Annotated in this window: 17 protein-coding genes and 2 riboswitches; of the genes, 5 read left to right on the forward strand and 12 right to left on the reverse strand. The window is 64.9% G+C overall.

Annotated elements, in window-relative coordinates; genetic code table 11:
- Window positions 1-33 precede the first annotated feature (33 nt).
- The 8 genes from M1D32_RS15145 to M1D32_RS15180 all read right to left on the reverse strand — a co-directional run bounded on the left by M1D32_RS15145 (window position 34) and on the right by M1D32_RS15180 (window position 7,154).
- Entirely contained in the window at window positions 34-1,431 is a 1,398-nt protein-coding gene (locus M1D32_RS15145) for a molybdopterin molybdotransferase MoeA (protein WP_458779457.1), read from the reverse strand.
- A complete protein-coding gene (locus M1D32_RS15150) occupies window positions 1,428-1,721 on the reverse strand; it encodes a DUF6457 domain-containing protein (RefSeq protein ID WP_205484411.1) in 294 nt (97 codons plus the stop codon). The genes M1D32_RS15145 and M1D32_RS15150 overlap by 4 nt, the downstream gene beginning before the upstream one ends.
- Before the next feature lie 15 nt (window positions 1,722-1,736).
- Window positions 1,737-2,384 (reverse strand): molybdenum cofactor guanylyltransferase, encoded by a 648-nt coding sequence (mobA, locus tag M1D32_RS15155; protein WP_458779458.1) that lies wholly within the window; start codon window positions 2,382-2,384, stop codon window positions 1,737-1,739.
- Between the two features lie 87 nt (window positions 2,385-2,471).
- Complete coding sequence (locus tag M1D32_RS15160; protein ID WP_458779459.1) at window positions 2,472-2,972, reverse strand: HNH endonuclease; 501 nt, start codon at window positions 2,970-2,972, stop codon at window positions 2,472-2,474.
- A gap of 278 nt (window positions 2,973-3,250) precedes the next feature.
- Entirely contained in the window at window positions 3,251-4,024 is a 774-nt protein-coding gene (locus tag M1D32_RS15165) for an NlpC/P60 family protein (RefSeq protein WP_458779460.1), read from the reverse strand.
- A gap of 167 nt (window positions 4,025-4,191) precedes the next feature.
- Entirely contained in the window at window positions 4,192-4,887 is a 696-nt protein-coding gene (locus M1D32_RS15170) for a C40 family peptidase (protein ID WP_458779461.1), read from the reverse strand.
- A gap of 70 nt (window positions 4,888-4,957) precedes the next feature.
- A riboswitch (cyclic di-AMP (ydaO/yuaA leader) is annotated at window positions 4,958-5,140 on the reverse strand.
- Window positions 5,141-5,268: 128 nt separating this feature from the next.
- Window positions 5,269-6,090, reverse strand: coding sequence for a M23 family metallopeptidase (locus M1D32_RS15175; protein WP_458782205.1), 822 nt, complete (start codon window positions 6,088-6,090; stop codon window positions 5,269-5,271).
- A 10-nt stretch (window positions 6,091-6,100) separates the two neighbouring features.
- A riboswitch (cyclic di-AMP (ydaO/yuaA leader) is annotated at window positions 6,101-6,312 on the reverse strand.
- Between the two features lie 146 nt (window positions 6,313-6,458).
- A complete protein-coding gene (locus M1D32_RS15180) occupies window positions 6,459-7,154 on the reverse strand; it encodes a metal-dependent transcriptional regulator (RefSeq protein WP_458779462.1) in 696 nt (231 codons plus the stop codon).
- Between the two features lie 278 nt (window positions 7,155-7,432).
- Here M1D32_RS15180 and serC point away from each other — a divergent pair, with 278 nt between their 5' ends.
- Window positions 7,433-8,563: a phosphoserine transaminase gene (serC, locus tag M1D32_RS15185; protein ID WP_458779463.1), complete on the forward strand. Its 1,131-nt coding sequence runs from the start codon at window positions 7,433-7,435 to the stop codon at window positions 8,561-8,563.
- A gap of 139 nt (window positions 8,564-8,702) precedes the next feature.
- On the opposite strand, the gene M1D32_RS15190 is transcribed toward serC, so the two are convergent.
- Complete coding sequence (locus tag M1D32_RS15190; protein WP_458779464.1) at window positions 8,703-9,476, reverse strand: DUF3027 domain-containing protein; 774 nt, start codon at window positions 9,474-9,476, stop codon at window positions 8,703-8,705.
- Between the two features lie 6 nt (window positions 9,477-9,482).
- Window positions 9,483-9,866, reverse strand: coding sequence for a cold-shock protein (locus M1D32_RS15195; protein WP_013599963.1), 384 nt, complete (start codon window positions 9,864-9,866; stop codon window positions 9,483-9,485).
- A 219-nt stretch (window positions 9,867-10,085) separates the two neighbouring features.
- On the opposite strand from M1D32_RS15195, the gene M1D32_RS15200 reads away from it, so the two are divergent.
- From M1D32_RS15200 to M1D32_RS15210, 3 genes are read left to right on the forward strand one after another with little or no spacing between them, the layout of a single operon-like run.
- Entirely contained in the window at window positions 10,086-10,319 is a 234-nt protein-coding gene (locus M1D32_RS15200; RefSeq protein WP_458779465.1) for a hypothetical protein, read from the forward strand.
- Between the two features lie 10 nt (window positions 10,320-10,329).
- Complete coding sequence (locus M1D32_RS15205) at window positions 10,330-12,816, forward strand: helicase-associated domain-containing protein (protein ID WP_458779466.1); 2,487 nt, start codon at window positions 10,330-10,332, stop codon at window positions 12,814-12,816.
- A 13-nt stretch (window positions 12,817-12,829) separates the two neighbouring features.
- Window positions 12,830-14,476 (forward strand): DNA repair helicase XPB, encoded by a 1,647-nt coding sequence (locus M1D32_RS15210; protein WP_458779467.1) that lies wholly within the window; start codon window positions 12,830-12,832, stop codon window positions 14,474-14,476.
- Window positions 14,477-14,490: 14 nt separating this feature from the next.
- Here M1D32_RS15210 and M1D32_RS15215 read toward each other — a convergent pair whose 3' ends face one another.
- Together M1D32_RS15215 and M1D32_RS15220 are read right to left on the reverse strand one after the other, a co-directional pair.
- Window positions 14,491-15,360 carry an FHA domain-containing protein gene (locus M1D32_RS15215; protein ID WP_458779468.1) on the reverse strand — a complete coding sequence of 290 codons (870 nt, stop codon included), beginning with the start codon at window positions 15,358-15,360 and terminating at the stop codon, window positions 14,491-14,493.
- 5 nt (window positions 15,361-15,365) lie between these two features.
- Complete coding sequence (locus M1D32_RS15220) at window positions 15,366-15,623, reverse strand: hypothetical protein (protein WP_458779469.1); 258 nt, start codon at window positions 15,621-15,623, stop codon at window positions 15,366-15,368.
- Window positions 15,624-15,843: 220 nt separating this feature from the next.
- Here M1D32_RS15220 and M1D32_RS15225 point away from each other — a divergent pair, with 220 nt between their 5' ends.
- Window positions 15,844-16,344 carry a DUF427 domain-containing protein gene (locus tag M1D32_RS15225; protein WP_458779470.1) on the forward strand — a complete coding sequence of 167 codons (501 nt, stop codon included), beginning with the start codon at window positions 15,844-15,846 and terminating at the stop codon, window positions 16,342-16,344.
- Window positions 16,345-16,368: the final 24 nt, after the last annotated feature.

A 16,368-nucleotide genomic window follows, 5' to 3' on the forward strand; every position in this document is an offset into this window, starting at 1 on the left:
GATACCAGCGGGTGCTGGGGCCAGGGATCGTCTTCAGCCAAGAAGCGCGCTCCAATCCACGGGGCCGCCGGCCGCCGCTTTGCCGGCCGTCCTGCTTGCCCGCGCGGCTTTCCTCGGCTTGGCTTTGCCGGCAGACTCCGCGGCCGGCGGGATGGGTGGTCCCCAGGGCAGCGCGAACGCCGGCACCGGATCGCCGAGCTGGACCCCGTGCGGCGGCACCGCCATCACGCCCGCCGCCGACGCCAACCCGCGCATCATGCCCGGGCCCGTGTGCTGCGCCGGGGAGGCCATGCCATAGAGGAGCCGGAACGGCATCAGCCGGGTGCGTCCTGGATCGGGTTCGATGGTGCTTCCGCAGGGTACTTCCTGGATTTCGGGCAGGCTGCCGTGGCCAAGCGCGGCGAGCAACGGGGCCCCCACCGTGCACAGGGCCATCATTGCGGCGAGGGGGTTCCCCGGGAGGCCGAGTACGAAGCGGCCGTCCGGCAGTTCGGCCAGGACAGCGGGGTGGCCTGGCCGCATCGCGATCCCGTCGACGACGAGCCGCCCGCCCAGCTCCGCCACCGCCTGCCGGAGGTGGTCCGTGCCTGATCGCCCTGTCCCGCCAGTGGTGATAACGACGTCGGCCGGCAGGTCCGGAGCGCCCGGAGCCTCCGGCACCACGTCTTCCAGGGCGGCGAGCCACTCCTCATAGGAGTCCCCGATCCTCTGCTGTCCCCCCGCTATTCCTCCCAGCATGCCCACCACGGCCGGCAACTGCGGACCAAAGGTATCGCGTACCTGGCCGGGATCCGGAACTCCCTGCCCTATCACCTCGCCACCGGTCAGCAGGAGCCGGACCAGGGGTTTCCCCTGGACCTGCAACTCGTCGTAACCCGCCAGGGCAGCCACCGCGAGATGGGCCGGGTTGAGGTCCGTGCCTGCCTTGACAAGGATGTCCCCGGCCATCGCTTCCTCCCCGGCTTTCCGGATGTGCTGGCCGTTCCGCGGCTCGCCGGGCTTGGCGGTTCCCCCGGTCATCAAGACAGGCAGGCCGTCGTCATCCTTGCCCAGCACGGCGCTCTCGCTGCGCAACACCGCTTTACCCCCGGGAGGAATGAGACCGCCGGTCACGATGGGGCTGGCCTGGTGCGGCGCCAGCCGGTTGCCCGGCTCCACCAGGATCCATGGCCCGGTCCCGTTAACCGCCCAGCCATCCATGGCTGAGGACGCGTAGTGGGGCATATCCTGCAACGCCACAATGTCCTGGTCCAACCTGCGGCCCAAGGCCAGGGCCAGGGGAACCGGCCCGGCGGGAATCGGGGTGGCTGCATCAAAAGCCGCCTGCCGGGCTTCTTCCCACGTATGGTCCAGATGCTGCGGCTGGTCCAGATGCTGCGGCGCTTCCGGCAGGTCGCTTGGACTCCGTTCTTCCCCGGGTTCCTCGGTCATTCGCCGGGAGTCCCGGCGGCTTCAGCATCGTAGTCCGCAGCCAGGGAACGTGCCACGTCAAGCGCCCCTTCCATTGACGCGGCATCTGTGCTGCGCCCGGACGCCGAGGCCAGGCCGGCAGCGTAGCCGGCGATGAAGGTGGTGAGGGGCGCCGCGGGCCGCACAACGGAGTGGGCAGCGACGCCCGCGAGTGCGAGGATGGCATTGACGTCCACCTGGACGTCCTCAAGCTCATAAGCTTGGAGCAGGGACCTGCACCATTCCTCCAGCGTTTCATCCTGGCTTTTCACGAACTGCCTCCCAATTTAATTGCTGCCGTTCCGGTCCTGGCCCTCGTCCCGGCTTCCGGCGTCAACTCCAAGTGCGGCGGCATCATCCCAGGTATCCACATCGGCAGTGGAGCCTGCAGGGACGGTGACAAGCTGCACGTCAAGACTAGCAAGGAGCGCCCGCATGGAACCGTTGGTTAAGGCACCGCGTAAGGCCAATTCCCGCCCTGCCTTTTTTAACATGCTCGTGCGGTAAAACCCCGCGAGCTGCTGGGCCCTGCCATCTTCGGAGCACGCGATGATTGCGTCGGCCCTGGTCTCCCCCGACTCCAGTGCCTTGGCCAGCACCTGCACGGCAGCCGAGACCCGGGGCATATCGCATGCCAGCACGAGGGTGTAGGCAGGTTCGCTTGCGGCTTGGGCGAGGGCCTCCAGACCGGCGGCCACCGCGGCGGCCGGTCCTGCGAACTCCGGCTGTTCCCGGCAGGAAATCACCCCTGCCGGCAGGGCGCCGGGTTCCGGACCAACCACCACTGTGCGCGTTGCGCCGGAGGCCGCTGCAAGCGCCCGCTGCAGGAGGGTGTCACCGTGAAAGACCAACTCTTGTTTGGGTACGCCCCCCAGTCTCGAGGACCGGCCTCCGGCCAGGATCAGGGCGTTGAAGTACAAGCGGTCTTGTTCCACCCTCCCAGCCTAGTCGGGCGACGGCGGGGGCAACGTACTCAGGGCGGCAGCTTGGGCCAGCACGAAGCCGGCAGCCGAACCAGGGGATCAGGCAGCACGCTCGGGCAGGAGGAACGGGTCCCACGCGGGCGTGGGCTTCTCGAGTTCCTTAATCTGCCAAATGGTGCCATGAGGAGGCTCCGGGACGAACCGCAGCTTCCAGCCCATCTCAGCCGGCGTGTGGTCGCCTTTGAGGTTGTTGCACCTCAGGCAGGCCGCCACCAGGTTTTCCCACGATTCGGCTCCCCCGCGTGACTTTGGGTGAACATGATCGATGGTGTGCGCAGCTTTTCCGCAATAAGCGCACTTGTGCCCGTCACGTCGAAGCACTCCGCGCCGGCTGACAGCGGTGGACTGGTTATATCTGGGCCGGATGTAGCGGTTCAGGAGGATCACGGACGGGCGGCCCAGGATCTCCTGGGGGCCCACTACGGGATCGTCCCCTTCGGCCACGACGCTCGCCTTGCCCGTGAGGACAAGCACCAGCGCCCGGCGGAAAGTAATAACCGCCAGCGGTTCATATCCAGCATTCAGAACGAGAGTGCGCATGCACGTACCTCTTCACGGCCGCACCCGTCAGGGGCACGAGGGCCGGCTGCCCTCGGCATGTCCGGGCTATGGATCGACACCACAAGAGTAAACAAAGAAGTGCACTATCGGCTAATAGCTGGAGCACGCGCCGCCGTGTCCGGCCGACATTCGGTGGCGCCTCGCCGCATCCAGTAGCCGTCCGGAGCTGCCCAGACGGTTAACGGAACAGGACCCCTGCCGCAAAGCAGGGGTCCTGGGCCAGTGTTGTTCAGCGGCGCTTCCGGGCCGCCGTTTTATCAGCTGACGCGGATGAACACCGGGCCGGAGCCAACGTTGGCGCTGAAGACAACGGTCTGGTTACCGTTGTAGCCGCCGTGGACCGCCTGGCCGTTACCAGCGTAGACAGCTACGTGGGCCATGCCGGCGCCGCCGTCTGCGTAGTAGATCAGGTCGCCCGGCTGAGCTTCAGCAGCGCTGACCGTACGGCCAAGGGAGAGGTAGCCTGCAGGCCAGTCGTGGAAGTTGATGCCCACGGCAGCCAAAGAGTTGGTCACCAGCATGGTGCAGTCCTGCATAACGCCAAGCTGGGCGTATGCGGCGGACAGGATGGCTGCACCCTTACCGCTGGCCGAGGCAGGAGCGGCGGGGGCTGCCGGAGCAGGAGCCGTGGCGGTTACCTTTGCGACAGCGGCGGTCCTTGCGGCCGGCGCAGGAGCCGGAGCGGCTTCCTGGACTTCAACCTCGGGCTCCGGAGCTTCAATAACGGGAGCCGGCGTGGTGGTCACAGCAGGCTTCTCGAAGGAGATGGCAATGGTGGAAGCGGCGGAGATCGGAGCCTCGACCGTTGACTCAACTTCCAGGTTGGAGGCCTGGGCGGAGTCACGCTGGACGTTGGCGTCAGCAGCGTTGGCAGCGAGGCCGCTGGTCAGGACCAGGCCGGAAGCGGCTGCGATAACAGCTGCCTGGCGTCCTACGCCGCCGGCGTTCCCGCCGACAGCTTTGGCAATGATGGCGAGCGAGTTGGTTTTGGTGACCTCGGCGCGGTGCCGTGCGGTTGCACGAGTAGTCATCAGTTCTCTCTTTCGTTTTCCTTTAGACCGCATGTAGGCAGCCAAAGGCGTTTGGACGCGCCGGCATCTTGGGGGTACGCCGGCACGCCCCGAACGGGGATGTGTGTGATTTAGCGAAGAGCGTGTTTTGGGCAAAGAAAAAGCCCTTGGACCCTGGGGTCGAAGAACTAGTTCATAGTGAAAAACGAGGAAGAGCCGGTAGCAGCTACCGAGTGCAGCAGCGTTCCCTGGGACGGGTTCAAGGCGCTGATCATCATGCCGTTGCCGACATAGATGCCTACGTGCGCGCCGCCGTTCTGCATGACCAGGTCACCCGGCTGAGGCGTGGAGGTGGGCTTCATTGCAGTCCACGCGTTGACGCGGGGGATGCTGATGCCGGCCTGGGCGTAGACCCACTGGGTGAAGCCTGAGCAGTCCCAGCCGTTGGGGGTGGTGCCGCCCCAAACGTACGGACGGCCAATGCCGGTGTAGGCGATTCCCGCGATTCCGGAGGTGGAAGCGGAGGCAACGGTTTCAGTGGGCTTCTCGGCGGCGGTTGCCGGAGCGGCTGCGGTGGCAGCCGTGGCAGCGGTGGTTGCCGTTCGGTTGGCGGAGGCAGTTGACTGCGTACGCACCGTTTCGACGACCTTGGGCGCCGGAGTGGTCTTGACCACGGGGCGCTCGAAGGAAACGGTGGCCGTGGGTGCCGCAGTGACCGCGAGGGCGCTCTGTGCGGATCCGGACTCGGTGGAGGCGGAGACACCAGCGGTGGTGTCCGCCGCATTGGCCGGCAGGCCCATGGTCAGGATGAGGCCGGACGCAGCTGCGATCACTGCAGCCTGGCGACCTACTGTCCCGGCATTGGCACTAACAGCCTTGGACATGGAGTCCAGGGGGTTGGTACGAACCGGTTGCGCACGGTGGCGCGCAGAATTATGGCGTGAAGACACGAAGGTAGCCTCTCCCAATGCCTACGAGGTGAGCTGTCGGATTCGGATGGGAGTCACCCGGCCGCGCAGCTTCCTGGGAAGCTTCTGCGACTTAACCCCAAGGCCTTCAAAAAGCTGAAGGCCAAAATTGGTTCCCCCGCCCCTGCCAGACGATGAAATGCGAACGGACCTTGAGCGGTGGCAGAGTTAGGCAATCCGCACAAGAGCGTCAACTTCGGAAAAGTTGACGCGAGTTAGACGGTACAGCAGTTTTGCGTGAATGTCACATTCAGGTCACGGCAAGTCAAGATCATTCGATAGCTCACCGTCACTTGACTAAAGCCAGCCGGTCGGGTCAACAACTTCGCCGTTGACCTGTACCTCAAAGTGGAGGTGGCAGCCGGTGGAGGCTCCAGTGGTCCCGCTGAGGGCCACAACGTCCCCACGGGACACCGTCTGCCCCTCCTTCACGCTGAAGGATGACAGGTGGTTGTAGGTGGTCTCGAGGCCGTTGCCGTGATCCACCACCACACGGTTGCCGCCACCGTACTGGTGCCACCCGGCGAAGGTGACTGTTCCGGTAGCTGCAGCAAGTACAGAGGTGCCGCACTGGGCCACATAGTCCTGTCCCCGGTGGAAGTCGCCGGAGCCTCCGGTAATGGGACTGACCCGGTACCCGAAGGGCGAAGCAGTGGTCAAGGCAGAGAGCGGGGCACCAAGGCTTCCAGCGGAAGCGGCGCGGGTGATGGCGCCGGCAGACTGAGCGCTGAGAAGTTGCTTCAGCTTGCCATCCGGGTCCGCCTGGGTAACCACAGCAGAGCGGCTGAAGTCGATTTGGGCGCCAGCTTCCGCGGAAACCTGGGGCTGGGGCACAACAGCGGACGCAGCCACAGGAGCGGAACCGGAGGCGTCGGTGGCCATCACTGGACTGGTAGCCGGCACCGTCACGGTGAGTACCAGTCCGGTGGCAGCGAGGGCGATGCCGGCCTTTTGGCCGATGCCGCTGGCAGCAGCGAATTCAGTGATCTGACGGAAGGGACCCCGACGGCGGCGCGCATCACGGTGCGGATCGCGGGGGCGTTCCGAGGTGATGACTTCGACAACAGGCGGTGTCGAAGCAGGGACCGCCGCGCGGCGGCGTCCCCTGGAATTCTGCATGGTCAAGAAGGGTTCCTCTCTGGAAAGCCTGCGAAGTTAGCTGTCGGATTCGGGTCAGAGAGTTCAAAGACCCGGTCCGCCGTAAGCAAGCTTCGGCACAGAGATATCCCCGGAGGAATCCTTCACTGGAAGAGGCTTGCTGCTGACGGACTTCACCCCAAGGCAGTCCCCCGCTGCCGCTTGTGGTTCCCCCGCCTCTGCCAGTTACGACTGGTGCTCCTGATCCGCTGGCAGAGCTCGGCTCCAGATCAGGTAACGCTTTAATATCAACGCTTGGTTCAACTATAGATGCTTAAGGCCCAAAGTAACAATTCCGTTATCATTGCGTAACGGCCCTCACATGGGGTACCGGGCTCGTCCGTGGCTTTCTAGCTGATCGCCACGAAGACGTGCGCGGCAACCTCCGGGGGCAACTCCAGCGCCCCTTCGATTCCGGGAACCCGGACCGAAATGTAGTCACCCACCCGCTCCAGCGATACAGCGGCACCCGGCCGGATGCCGCCCTCATCGAGCTGGGAGAGCAGTTCAGGCTCTACCTGGATGGGCTCGGCAAGCCGGCTGATGGTCACCACTGAGGCGGGACCGTAGGATTTCATCGCCTCAAGAAGGCTAATGGCTCCATCCGCGAAACCCAGGGACGCCACGCCACCCAGGGCAGCAAGGCCCGGAATCGGGTTCCCGTAGGGGGACTCGGTGGGGTGGTTCAGCAACTCGTAAATGCGCCGTTCCACCCGCTCACTCATCACGTGCTCCCAGCGGCAGGCCTCATCGTGGACATAGGCCCAGTCCAGCCCGATCACATCGGCGAGAAGGCGTTCGGCCAGGCGATGCTTGCGCATTACTTCCGTGGCACGCTTCCGGCCTGTCTCGGTCAGCTCAAGGTGGCGGTCGCCCGAGACCACAACGAGCCCGTCCCGTTCCATGCGTCCGATGGTCTGGGAGACGGTGGGACCGGAGTGGCGCAGCCGCTCGGCAATACGCGCACGAAGGGCAACAATGTTCTCTTCCTCGAGCTCCAGAATGGTCCGAAGGTACATCTCCGTAGTATCGATCAGATCCGTCATCCAGCTCAGCTCCTCGAGCACAGTACCTAGCGTTGTCCCACCGTATCGCCTTCACCGCGACGTAGTCCGTGGAAAAGCTTAGCCTATTTTGACTTTGTCCTAATAGTTCGCGTGGGTGCGGGCGGACCGTCTCATTGGCTGGACTATGGCGGTTCCGGTTCCCGCCCATGAAGCGGTTCAGGCAGAATGAGGGAGGCCCTGGTTGCAGTCGTTCCCGGCTGCCGGCCACCAACACCCGACCGGACAAAAGCCATGTCCACGCCGAAATTGGAGCACCCGTGAGCGAAACCAGCATCACTATTCCCGCCGACCTCCTGCCCCAGGACGGACGGTTCGGCGCCGGGCCTTCCAAGGTCAGGCAGGAGCAAATTGATGCGCTGTCCGCGGCCTCGAAGAACATCCTGGGCACGTCCCACCGGCAGGCCCCGGTCAAGAACCTCGTTGGTTCCGTCCGCGAAGGTCTCAGCCAGTTCTTCCGTGCCCCCGAGGGCTACGAAGTGGTCCTGGGCGTTGGCGGCTCCACGGCTTTCTGGGACGTGGCGAGCTTCGGCCTGGTTGAAAACAAGGCGCAGCACCTTTCCTTCGGCGAGTTCGGCTCCAAATTTGCCGCAGCCACCAACAACGCGCCCTTCCTGGACTCCTCGTCCATCATCAAGTCCGAACCGGGCACCCGCCCTTCAGCCAAGGCCGAAGCAGGGGTGGACGTTTACGCCTGGCCCCAGAACGAGACCAGCACGGGGGTTTCAGCGCCGGTTAAGCGTGTTGCCGGTGCAGATGAGGGTGCCCTGGTGCTGGTGGATGCCACCTCTGCCGCGGGCGGGCTGGACGTGGACGTGGCGGAAAGTGACGTTTACTACTTCGCTCCGCAGAAGAATTTTGCCTCGGACGGCGGCCTCTGGCTTGGGCTGTTCTCCCCCGCCGCCCTGGAACGTGTGGCGCGGATCAAGGCGGGCGACCGCTGGATTCCGGATTTCCTGGACCTGCAGACCGCAATTGACAACTCGCGCTTGAACCAGACCTACAACACTCCATCACTGTCCACGCTGGTAACGCTGGACGCACAGGTGCAGTGGCTGAACTCCAACGGCGGCCTTGACTTCGCTTCTTCGCGCACGGCCGATTCTGCCGGCCGTATCTACAGCTGGGCTGAGGCTTCAGAGTTCGCAACCCCCTTCGTAACCAATCCCGATGAGCGTTCAAACGTCATCGCAACCATCGACTTCAATGAATCCGTGGATGCAGCAGTGGTCGCCAAAGTCCTCCGCGCCAACGGCATCGTGGACACCGAGCCGTACCGCAAGCTCGGCCGCAACCAGCTGCGCATTGCAACCTTCGTGGCCATCGAACCGGCCGATGTTTCCGCGCTTCTTGCCAGCATCGACTATGTGGTGGGCGAACTGCGCAAGTGATCGGGACTGCGCGCAGCTAACGTGGCTGACGTAACGCCCCAGTCTTAACGTACGACGGCGCCGCCCGGGTCCTGCCCGGTCGGCGCCGTTTGCGCGTCCTGGCCCAGTTTCCTTGCTGGGCGCGGTTGTTCTCTGTGCCCTAATCTGCCAAGGAGGCGTGGCCTGTGGGCTGCTCAGGCACGTCGGCTTCATCAACCTGTGCCTGGTCGTCCTGGGCCTGGTCAACCTGGGCCTGATCGTCCAGGTCTGCAGCGACCAGGGCTCCAGCCTCCCCATCAACAGGCTGTGTAGTACCAGGCTGTGTAGTAGCAGGCTCGGCGGCGTCGGTTTCCGACACATCAGGGTGGGATGCACGTACATCAGCCTGCTGCGCACCGGCGTCGGGCGTGGCGGCTTCCGGCTCGTGCGCCCGGTCCTCACCGCGCCCCGATTCCTGTTCCTGTTCCTGTTCATCCTCGGGCCGCACCCGCTCGGCCCACGGAACCCATTCGGGGGCGAGGATGGACTCCTCCGATGGCAAGAGGCCGAGCTCGTTGACCGTGACCACCTTGGACCGCGAATTCCGCGTCAGCACTGCGAACCACTGCCAGCCGGCATAGCCGGGCAGCCTGCATTCAAAGAGGTGAGTGACCAGGCGGTCGCCTTCGGTCTTGGCCGCCAGGTGCTCCCCAATGTCCGACGCTGCGGTGATGCCCTCGATGGCCGTTCGCGCCGTGTCCACGGCAGCAGCGAGGAAAGCATCCGGCTTACCTGTACGCCACACGGGCACACCGGCGCGGCGCTTGGCTGGTTTTGCCGCCCAGGGCACCCGGTCCACCGGTTGAATGACCGGTGACTCCAAACCCGGTGGCTCCAGGTACGTTGACTCCGGGTCGAGTGACTCCAGGTCCTGCTGATCAGCTTCCCGGTTCATGAAGGCCTAAACGTCCAGCTCGTCGGCAACCTTACGCAGGGCCGCGGCGATGGCCTTGCCCTTGTTGCCTTCCGGGTACTTGCCTTTGGAAAGGGTTCCGGACAGGTTGTCCAAAACAGTCACCAGGTCCTGGACCAGCGGCGCAAGGTCCTTCGCGCTGGGCCGTTTCGCCTTGGCAATGGACGGCGTCTTGTCCAGCACGCGCAGGCCCAGGGCCTGGGCTCCCTTGCGGCCGTCTGCCACTCCAAACTCGACGCGGGTGCCTGCTTTCAGCTCTGTTACGCCCTCAGGCAGCGACGATTTGGGCAGGAAGACTTCCTGGCCATCTTCGCCCGCGAGGAATCCGAAGCCCTTTTCCTTGTCATACCACTTGACCTTGCCGGTAGGCACGTAATCAACCTTCTTCGTTCTGACGTCTTGAGACACGGCCAGCTGTCACCGCATCCACATGGTTGTGCGGGTCCAAGGTGTGACGGCTGGGAGACCGTGTTGGTCTGTATCCCTCAAGGTTATCCTGCCCGCTGCCGTAATCCTGCTTTCGAGGGCTCTCCGCAACGCCACCCTGCAGCCATGCCGGGACTGTCAGACCGGGCTGTTAGCGTTACGTTCATGACACCCTCGCGTTACCGGCGTCCCCTGACGATCGTCGCCGCCGTTATTGCCGTGCTTTCGCTGGCGGCGGTGGCTGCCGTTATGGCCTTCGCCTTCGCCGGTTCAGTTGCTCCTGCCTGGGTCACCTACACCGCGCTCTACGGCCTGCCGCTGGCATTCCTCCTGATGCTGTTCCTTGTTCTGGACAGCGTTGCCGGCCGCCGCCGGGCAGGAAAACCGGGCGGGCGGTAACGTTGGACTGATGTCCCTTATTCGCGCGCTCAGCAAGGACCTGGAGGCCCGCAGCGACGACTCGTTGCGGGCGCTGTTCGACGCGCGTCCGGATCTCGTTTCCCCCCCGGTACCTGACTTCGCCGCCCTCGCTGCCCGGGCCAGCGGGCGTGTCAGCGTCCAGCGTGCGCTGGAACGCCTCAACCGGCCACAGATGCAGGTCCTGGAAACCCTCCATTTGTGCACCAACACGGATACGGAGCACAGCGCCTCCGCCACAGGACTGCGCAAACTGATATCGGGTTCCACGGTTGCCGCTGTGGAACGGATCCTGGCGTCCCTGCAGGAACTCGCCCTCGTACACCGCGCAGAACCCCCGCACGGATCACCCGCCACCGGCAACAGGCAGCGCTATTACCTTCCCGTCGGCAGCCTCAAGGATGTGGTGGGCATTTATCCTGCCGGGCTTGGCCGCAGCTATACCGAACTGGTGCGCCTCCAGCCGGCTTTTGCGCAGCGGGCGGTCCAGCTGGTTTCCGAGCTTCACCGCAGCGGTGCAGCCATCCATGGAGCCACAACGCCCATGGAAGCAGCGCTTGCCCTGCAGCACTGGACGTCCTCGCCGGAGAACCTCCAGGACATTTTGGCCACGGCTCCGGAACGGACGGCCGCCCTGCTCGCCCGGTTCAGGAACTGGGCCATGGGTGCCGTTCCCCAGGCGCAGCGCAAGGCGTCCATCTCCACCGAAGGATCCGACGTCGGGCCGATCGACTGGCTCCTGGCCCGCGGACTGCTGGTGCCGCTTGACGCCGCCCATGTGGAACTGCCGCACAGCGTGGGGCTCTCGCTGCGCGGGGGTGCCATCATCGACGACTTCAGGCTGTCGCCGCCGGTTCCCGAGCTCGGCCAAACCAGTGCGGCGTTGCGGCGGAATGCTGCCTTGGGAGCCATCAGCGAGACGCTGCGGCTCGTGGGCGAAATACTCCATGCGGTCCGGGAGCAGCCCCTGGCCACACTGCGCAGTGGCGGCGTAGGTGTCCGTGAGATGCGGCGGCTCGCCGAGATGCTCCGGATCGACCAGCCCCGTGCCGGGCTGCTCCTGGAGCTCTGCGGGCTTGCCGGACTGATCCGCCTGGATGTGGACTCCTCATCGTGGGTCCAGCCGCCGGAGCTGGAGTGGCTTATCCTGCCCAGGCAGGAACAGTGGCTTTGGCTCGTTAACGCCTGGCTGGCCAGCGAGCGCGTACCGTCCCTGGTGGGGCAACCGATCAACGGGACCCCGGGAGCCGCAGCGCACCGTGCCGCTTCCGGGAGCACCATCATCGCCTTATCGGCCGAAGCGCAACGGCCCGACGCCCCGGTCGTTCGCAAACGGATCCTGGAGATCCTGAACGAACTCACCCGGGAAGCAGCAGCCCCTGACGGAACTGCGCCCGTCCTGGACGCCCCAGCGGTGCTCCAACGCGCAGAGTGGGCCCAACCGCGGATGGCCCGCCGCTTCAGCTCACTGATCCGCGGAGTCCTGGCAGAAGCCGAAGTACTCGGACTGCTGGGCTCCGGGGCCTTGAGCCAACTGGGAAGCGCCATCGCGGACGACGATCCCGAGGCCGCCCTCTCCATCCTGGGTGAGCACCTGCCCGCGGAATTGAACCACGTACTGCTCCAAGCAGACCTCACCGCAGTTGCCCCCGGGTACCTGGCCCCGGCGCTGACCGAAAAACTGCTGTTGATGGCCGACGCTGAAGGCCAGGGGCCCGCCACCATCTACCGGTTCTCGCCCGGCTCCGTCCGGCGCGCCCTGGACGCCGGCCACGACGCCTCCACCGTGCTGGAATTCCTGAAGGAGCACTCGGCCACTGCGGTACCCCAGCCGCTGCAGTACCTCGTGGAGGATACGGCGGCCCGGCACGGCCGGCTGCGGGTGGGTGCAGCGGCCAGTTTCGTCCAGAGCGAGGATGAAGCTGCACTGTTGGAGCTGCTGGCCGGGCCGAAGACGGAGGGGCTTGGCCTGGTGCGGATTGCGCCCACGGTCCTCATCTCATCGGCGCCGCCGCGGGAAACGGCGCAGGTCCTCCGGAGCCTGGGCCTCTCCCCGTCCATTGATGATTCGGAACAGCCGGTGCTCCGGCTCCGGCGCGTTCCGGCGCCCCACACCCCATCCCGCCCCATCTACACTGCCCCGCGGACAGCCCCGCCGGCGGAGGAAGTGCAAGCACAACTTGATGTGCTGCGCCACCGTCCTGCCGCCGTAGGGACTCATCACGGCGCGGACGCAGACCATAGCGGTGAGGCAGCCACGCAGCTTGGTTTGGAGGCGCTGCAGCGGGCCATCCGGCTCAAGCAGCGCATCAGCATGAACGTGGTGGACGGCCTGGGGAATGCCAACCTGGAAATTGTTGTTCCCCTGTCAGTAAGCGGCGGACGGGTGCGGGTCTTTGATCCCGCGAAGGACACCGAACGGGTGCTGTCCATCCATCGCATCATTGACATTGAGGCCGCAGAGGAACTGCGCCAGTGAAGGACTCCCCCGCGTGAACGACGGACCCCTGATAGTCCAGAGCGATAAAACCATCCTGCTCGAGGTTGACCACGAGCTCGCCACCGAAGCCCGGCATGCCATCGCACCGTTCGCAGAGCTGGAACGCGCCCCTGAACACGTTCACAGTTACAGGCTCACTCCCCTGGGCTTGTGGAATGCCCGTGCCGCCGGACTTGACGCCGAGAAAGTCCTCGACACCCTCCTGAAGTACTCCCGGTTCCCCGTGCCGCATTCGCTGCTGATCGACGTCGAAGAAACCATGTCCAGGTACGGCCGGCTGCGCCTGGAGAAGGATCCGCAGCACGGATTGGTTATGCGGACTGACGACTACCCGGTTCTCGAGGAAGTGATCCGGTCCAAAAAGATCCAGCCGCTGCTGGGCCCACGTATTGACGGCGAAACTGTGGTGGTGCACGCGTCGCAGCGTGGACAGCTCAAGCAGCTCCTGCTCAAGATCGGGTGGCCGGCGGAGGACCTGGCCGGCTACGTGGACGGCACCCCGCACCTGATCGCGCTGAATGAGGACGGCTGGAAACTGCGGCCGTACCAGCAAATGGCCAGCGACAACTTCTGGGCAGGCGGCAGCGGGGTTGTGGTGCTGCCCTGCGGGGCGGGCAAAACGCTGGTAGGTGCCGCAGCCATGGCCACCGGTTCCACCACCACCCTGATCCTGGTCACCAACACCGTCGCTGCCCGGCAGTGGAAGGACGAGCTGCTCAAGCGCACGTCCCTCACCGAGGACGAGATTGGTGAGTACTCGGGGGCTGTGAAGGAAGTACGGCCGGTAACCATTGCCACTTACCAGGTCCTCACCACCAAGCGCGGCGGCCTGTATCCGCACCTTGAACTGGTGGATGGGCACGACTGGGGCCTGATCATCTACGACGAAGTGCACCTGCTGCCTGCACCCATCTTCCGGATGACGGCGGATCTGCAAGCCAGGCGACGCCTTGGCCTGACAGCAACCCTGGTACGGGAAGACGGCCGCGAGGGCGAGGTGTTCAGCCTGATTGGCCCCAAGCGTTACGACGCACCGTGGAAGGACATCGAGTCCCAGGGCTACATTGCCCCGGCCGACTGCGTGGAGGTCCGGGTGGACCTGCCGCGGGACGAGCGGGTGGCGTACGCCATGGCGGACGACGCGGACAAGTATCGGCTTTGTGCCACCTCAGAGTCCAAAACGCAGGTGGTGGAACAGCTCGTTGCCCGGCACCGTGGGGAGCAACTGCTGGTCATCGGCCAGTACATCGACCAGCTGGATGACCTCGGCGAGCGCCTCGGGGCGCCGGTCATCAAGGGCGACACGTCCGTGAAGGTGCGCCAAAAACTCTTTGACGACTTCCGTGCCGGCGGGATCCAGACGCTCGTGGTCTCGAAGGTTGCCAACTTTTCCATCGACCTTCCCGAAGCCTCTGTAGCGATCCAGGTTTCCGGTTCCTTCGGATCGCGGCAGGAGGAGGCACAGCGGCTGGGCAGGCTGCTGCGGCCCAAGAAGGACGGCCGGGCGGCGCGGTTCTACTCGCTCGTGGCCCGGGACACCCTGGACCAGGACTTCGCGGCCAAACGCCAGCGGTTCCTTGCCGAACAGGGCTATGCCTACCGCATTATGGACGCCAAGGACGTTGAAACGGCCGAATAGCCCTATGTTGCCGCTTAGGTGACACCCCTCGAGCTGTCCCGCGCGATACGTCCTGACCGCGGATCAAACTGCGGACGCTCATAGGCCAGCTCTCCGCCACTGCGGCCGCCGTAGGGACGGCCGTGATCGGCGAATTCTTCCCGGAAGAAGGCCAGGCACCACTGCCCCATCTGCAGCCTGGCACCCGTGCGAAGTACTGATGGGCCTTTGCCGGCGACGCTGCCGCTGACCGCCCCATGGGGGACCAGCACGTACTCGTCCTGTTCATCATGCCGTATCTCGGCATGCAGTCCGTCCAGCCCTTCGAGCAGGATATCGGAGCCGGGGCCGCTGCCGATGGTGGTGGTTTCCCCTGCCAGTGTGACCTCCCGTGGGATCTGGCCTGTCCAGGCGGCTGAGTCCTGGACGAAGATCAGCCGCGGACGGCCGCTGCCCCGGATGTAGTGGGTGGTGGTGATCCGGCGGTTGATCTTTCGTTGGACCGTGGGCAGCAACGGCAAGGGGGTCGACGGCGGCAGGAGCCTGGCTGCAGCGGGCTTCCGCCGGCTCTGCCGGACAAGCGGCACCAGCGCACCCAGTTTCCCCAGTTTGATGTACGGCGAACGGGTTACAAGCCGTTGCGAGGCTGGACTGTCCACGGCTCCAAGGCTGATAATGCCTCCGTCCGGGCCGGAGAGCGTGACGCTGACTCCCTTGCCGGCGAGCATCTTAGCCAGCGGCCTGACGTCGTCAAGCGACGGCATGCGGCCGCTTCCCAGGGGTGCCAGGCTGTCCAGTGCCACTTTGACGTCCGTCCCCGAGGAGACGGCACTCCCCTTCGTCACCGAGCCCGACTCATCCGTATAGGAGAAGGACAGGTCCACGTCCAGGCGGAACTCGGACATGTCCGTCAGCTGCGGTTCAGATCGGAACCGGCAACATCCTTGTCGCTGGTCGTGACGCGCAAGCTGCCGTTAAGTTTCCAAGTGGCGCGGGGAGCATCAGGGCCGATGTCCCGGGGCACCTCGACCGTCATATCCACGAACTGGTAGTTGATCGCAGCGCCCTTACCTGTGAGGTAAGACCACATTTCCTCTGCCAAATCTGCCCAGTCGCGGATGCTGCGGTCGTTGGAAGCAGTATTTTCGGAAGCACTCAAATCAGTCATGATGTCTGTCCCCTTCATTGGGCTGGGAATCTTGGAGAACACGGTGTGGTGACGTCAGGCGCTGGCGCCTTCGGCACCGGGGCCGGTCCTTCAATCAATGAATCCAGGGATGGGAACGGGCCCGGCTCCATCACTGTATGCCCGCCCTAGGCCAGGAGGAAGATGTTATCCGGGAAACGTTCTCGCTCCCGTTTCGGTTCCCGTCATGCACACTGGAGGAATGCAAAGTAAAGCCACGCCCGCTGTTCCCCGTCCCGGGCAGGAGTCCGTGTGGAACTACCCCAGGCCCCCGCGCGTCGAGGCGAGCACCGAACGCATTCGGGTAGTCCTCGGCGGGGAGCTGATTCTGGACACCACGGATTCGCTCCGGGTCCTTGAGACCAGCCATCCCCCGGTCTACTACCTTCCCCGGTCGGCGTTCAGCCCAGGGGCACTGGAGCCGGCGCCAGGCAGCAGCTTCTGCGAGTTCAAAGGCTTGGCGCACTACCTCACAGTCCATGGAGGCAGGGTGGCGGCAGAGGGGGCCGCCTGGTTTTATTCTGAGCCCGCGTCGGGATACGAGGCGCTCGCTGGCCGGGTGGCTGTGTACCCCGGCATGATGGACTACTGCGAAGTTGACGGGGAGCGGGTCCGCCCCCAGCCCGGGAACTTCTACGGGGGCTGGATCACTGGCCGGGTAGCCGGTCCCACCAAGGGTGAACCGGGGACCATGCACTGGTGATAGCGGCGTCCGCACACCGAGCTT

This window comes from Arthrobacter sp. D3-16 (assembly GCF_054408515.1).

Bases quoted from the DNA above. Each gene is read 5' to 3' on its own strand.
- M1D32_RS15175 (WP_458782205.1), bottom strand. From the start codon at position 6,090: ATGCAGAATTCCAGGGGACGCCGCCGCGCGGCGGTCCCTGCTTCGACA.
- M1D32_RS15215 (WP_458779468.1), bottom strand. From the start codon at position 15,360: ATGTCCGAGTTCCGCCTGGACGTGGACCTGTCCTTCTCCTATACGGAT.
- M1D32_RS15205 (WP_458779466.1), top strand. From the start codon at position 10,330: ATGTCCCTTATTCGCGCGCTCAGCAAGGACCTGGAGGCCCGCAGCGAC.
- M1D32_RS15220 (WP_458779469.1), bottom strand. From the start codon at position 15,623: ATGACTGATTTGAGTGCTTCCGAAAATACTGCTTCCAACGACCGCAGC.
- M1D32_RS15200 (WP_458779465.1), top strand. From the start codon at position 10,086: ATGACACCCTCGCGTTACCGGCGTCCCCTGACGATCGTCGCCGCCGTT.
- M1D32_RS15170 (WP_458779461.1), bottom strand. From the start codon at position 4,887: ATGTCCAAGGCTGTTAGTGCCAATGCCGGGACAGTAGGTCGCCAGGCT.
- M1D32_RS15225 (WP_458779470.1), top strand. From the start codon at position 15,844: ATGCAAAGTAAAGCCACGCCCGCTGTTCCCCGTCCCGGGCAGGAGTCC.
- M1D32_RS15180 (WP_458779462.1), bottom strand. From the start codon at position 7,154: ATGACGGATCTGATCGATACTACGGAGATGTACCTTCGGACCATTCTG.
- M1D32_RS15145 (WP_458779457.1), bottom strand. From the start codon at position 1,431: ATGACCGAGGAACCCGGGGAAGAACGGAGTCCAAGCGACCTGCCGGAA.
- M1D32_RS15165 (WP_458779460.1), bottom strand. From the start codon at position 4,024: ATGACTACTCGTGCAACCGCACGGCACCGCGCCGAGGTCACCAAAACC.
- M1D32_RS15190 (WP_458779464.1), bottom strand. From the start codon at position 9,476: ATGAACCGGGAAGCTGATCAGCAGGACCTGGAGTCACTCGACCCGGAG.
- M1D32_RS15160 (WP_458779459.1), bottom strand. From the start codon at position 2,972: ATGCGCACTCTCGTTCTGAATGCTGGATATGAACCGCTGGCGGTTATT.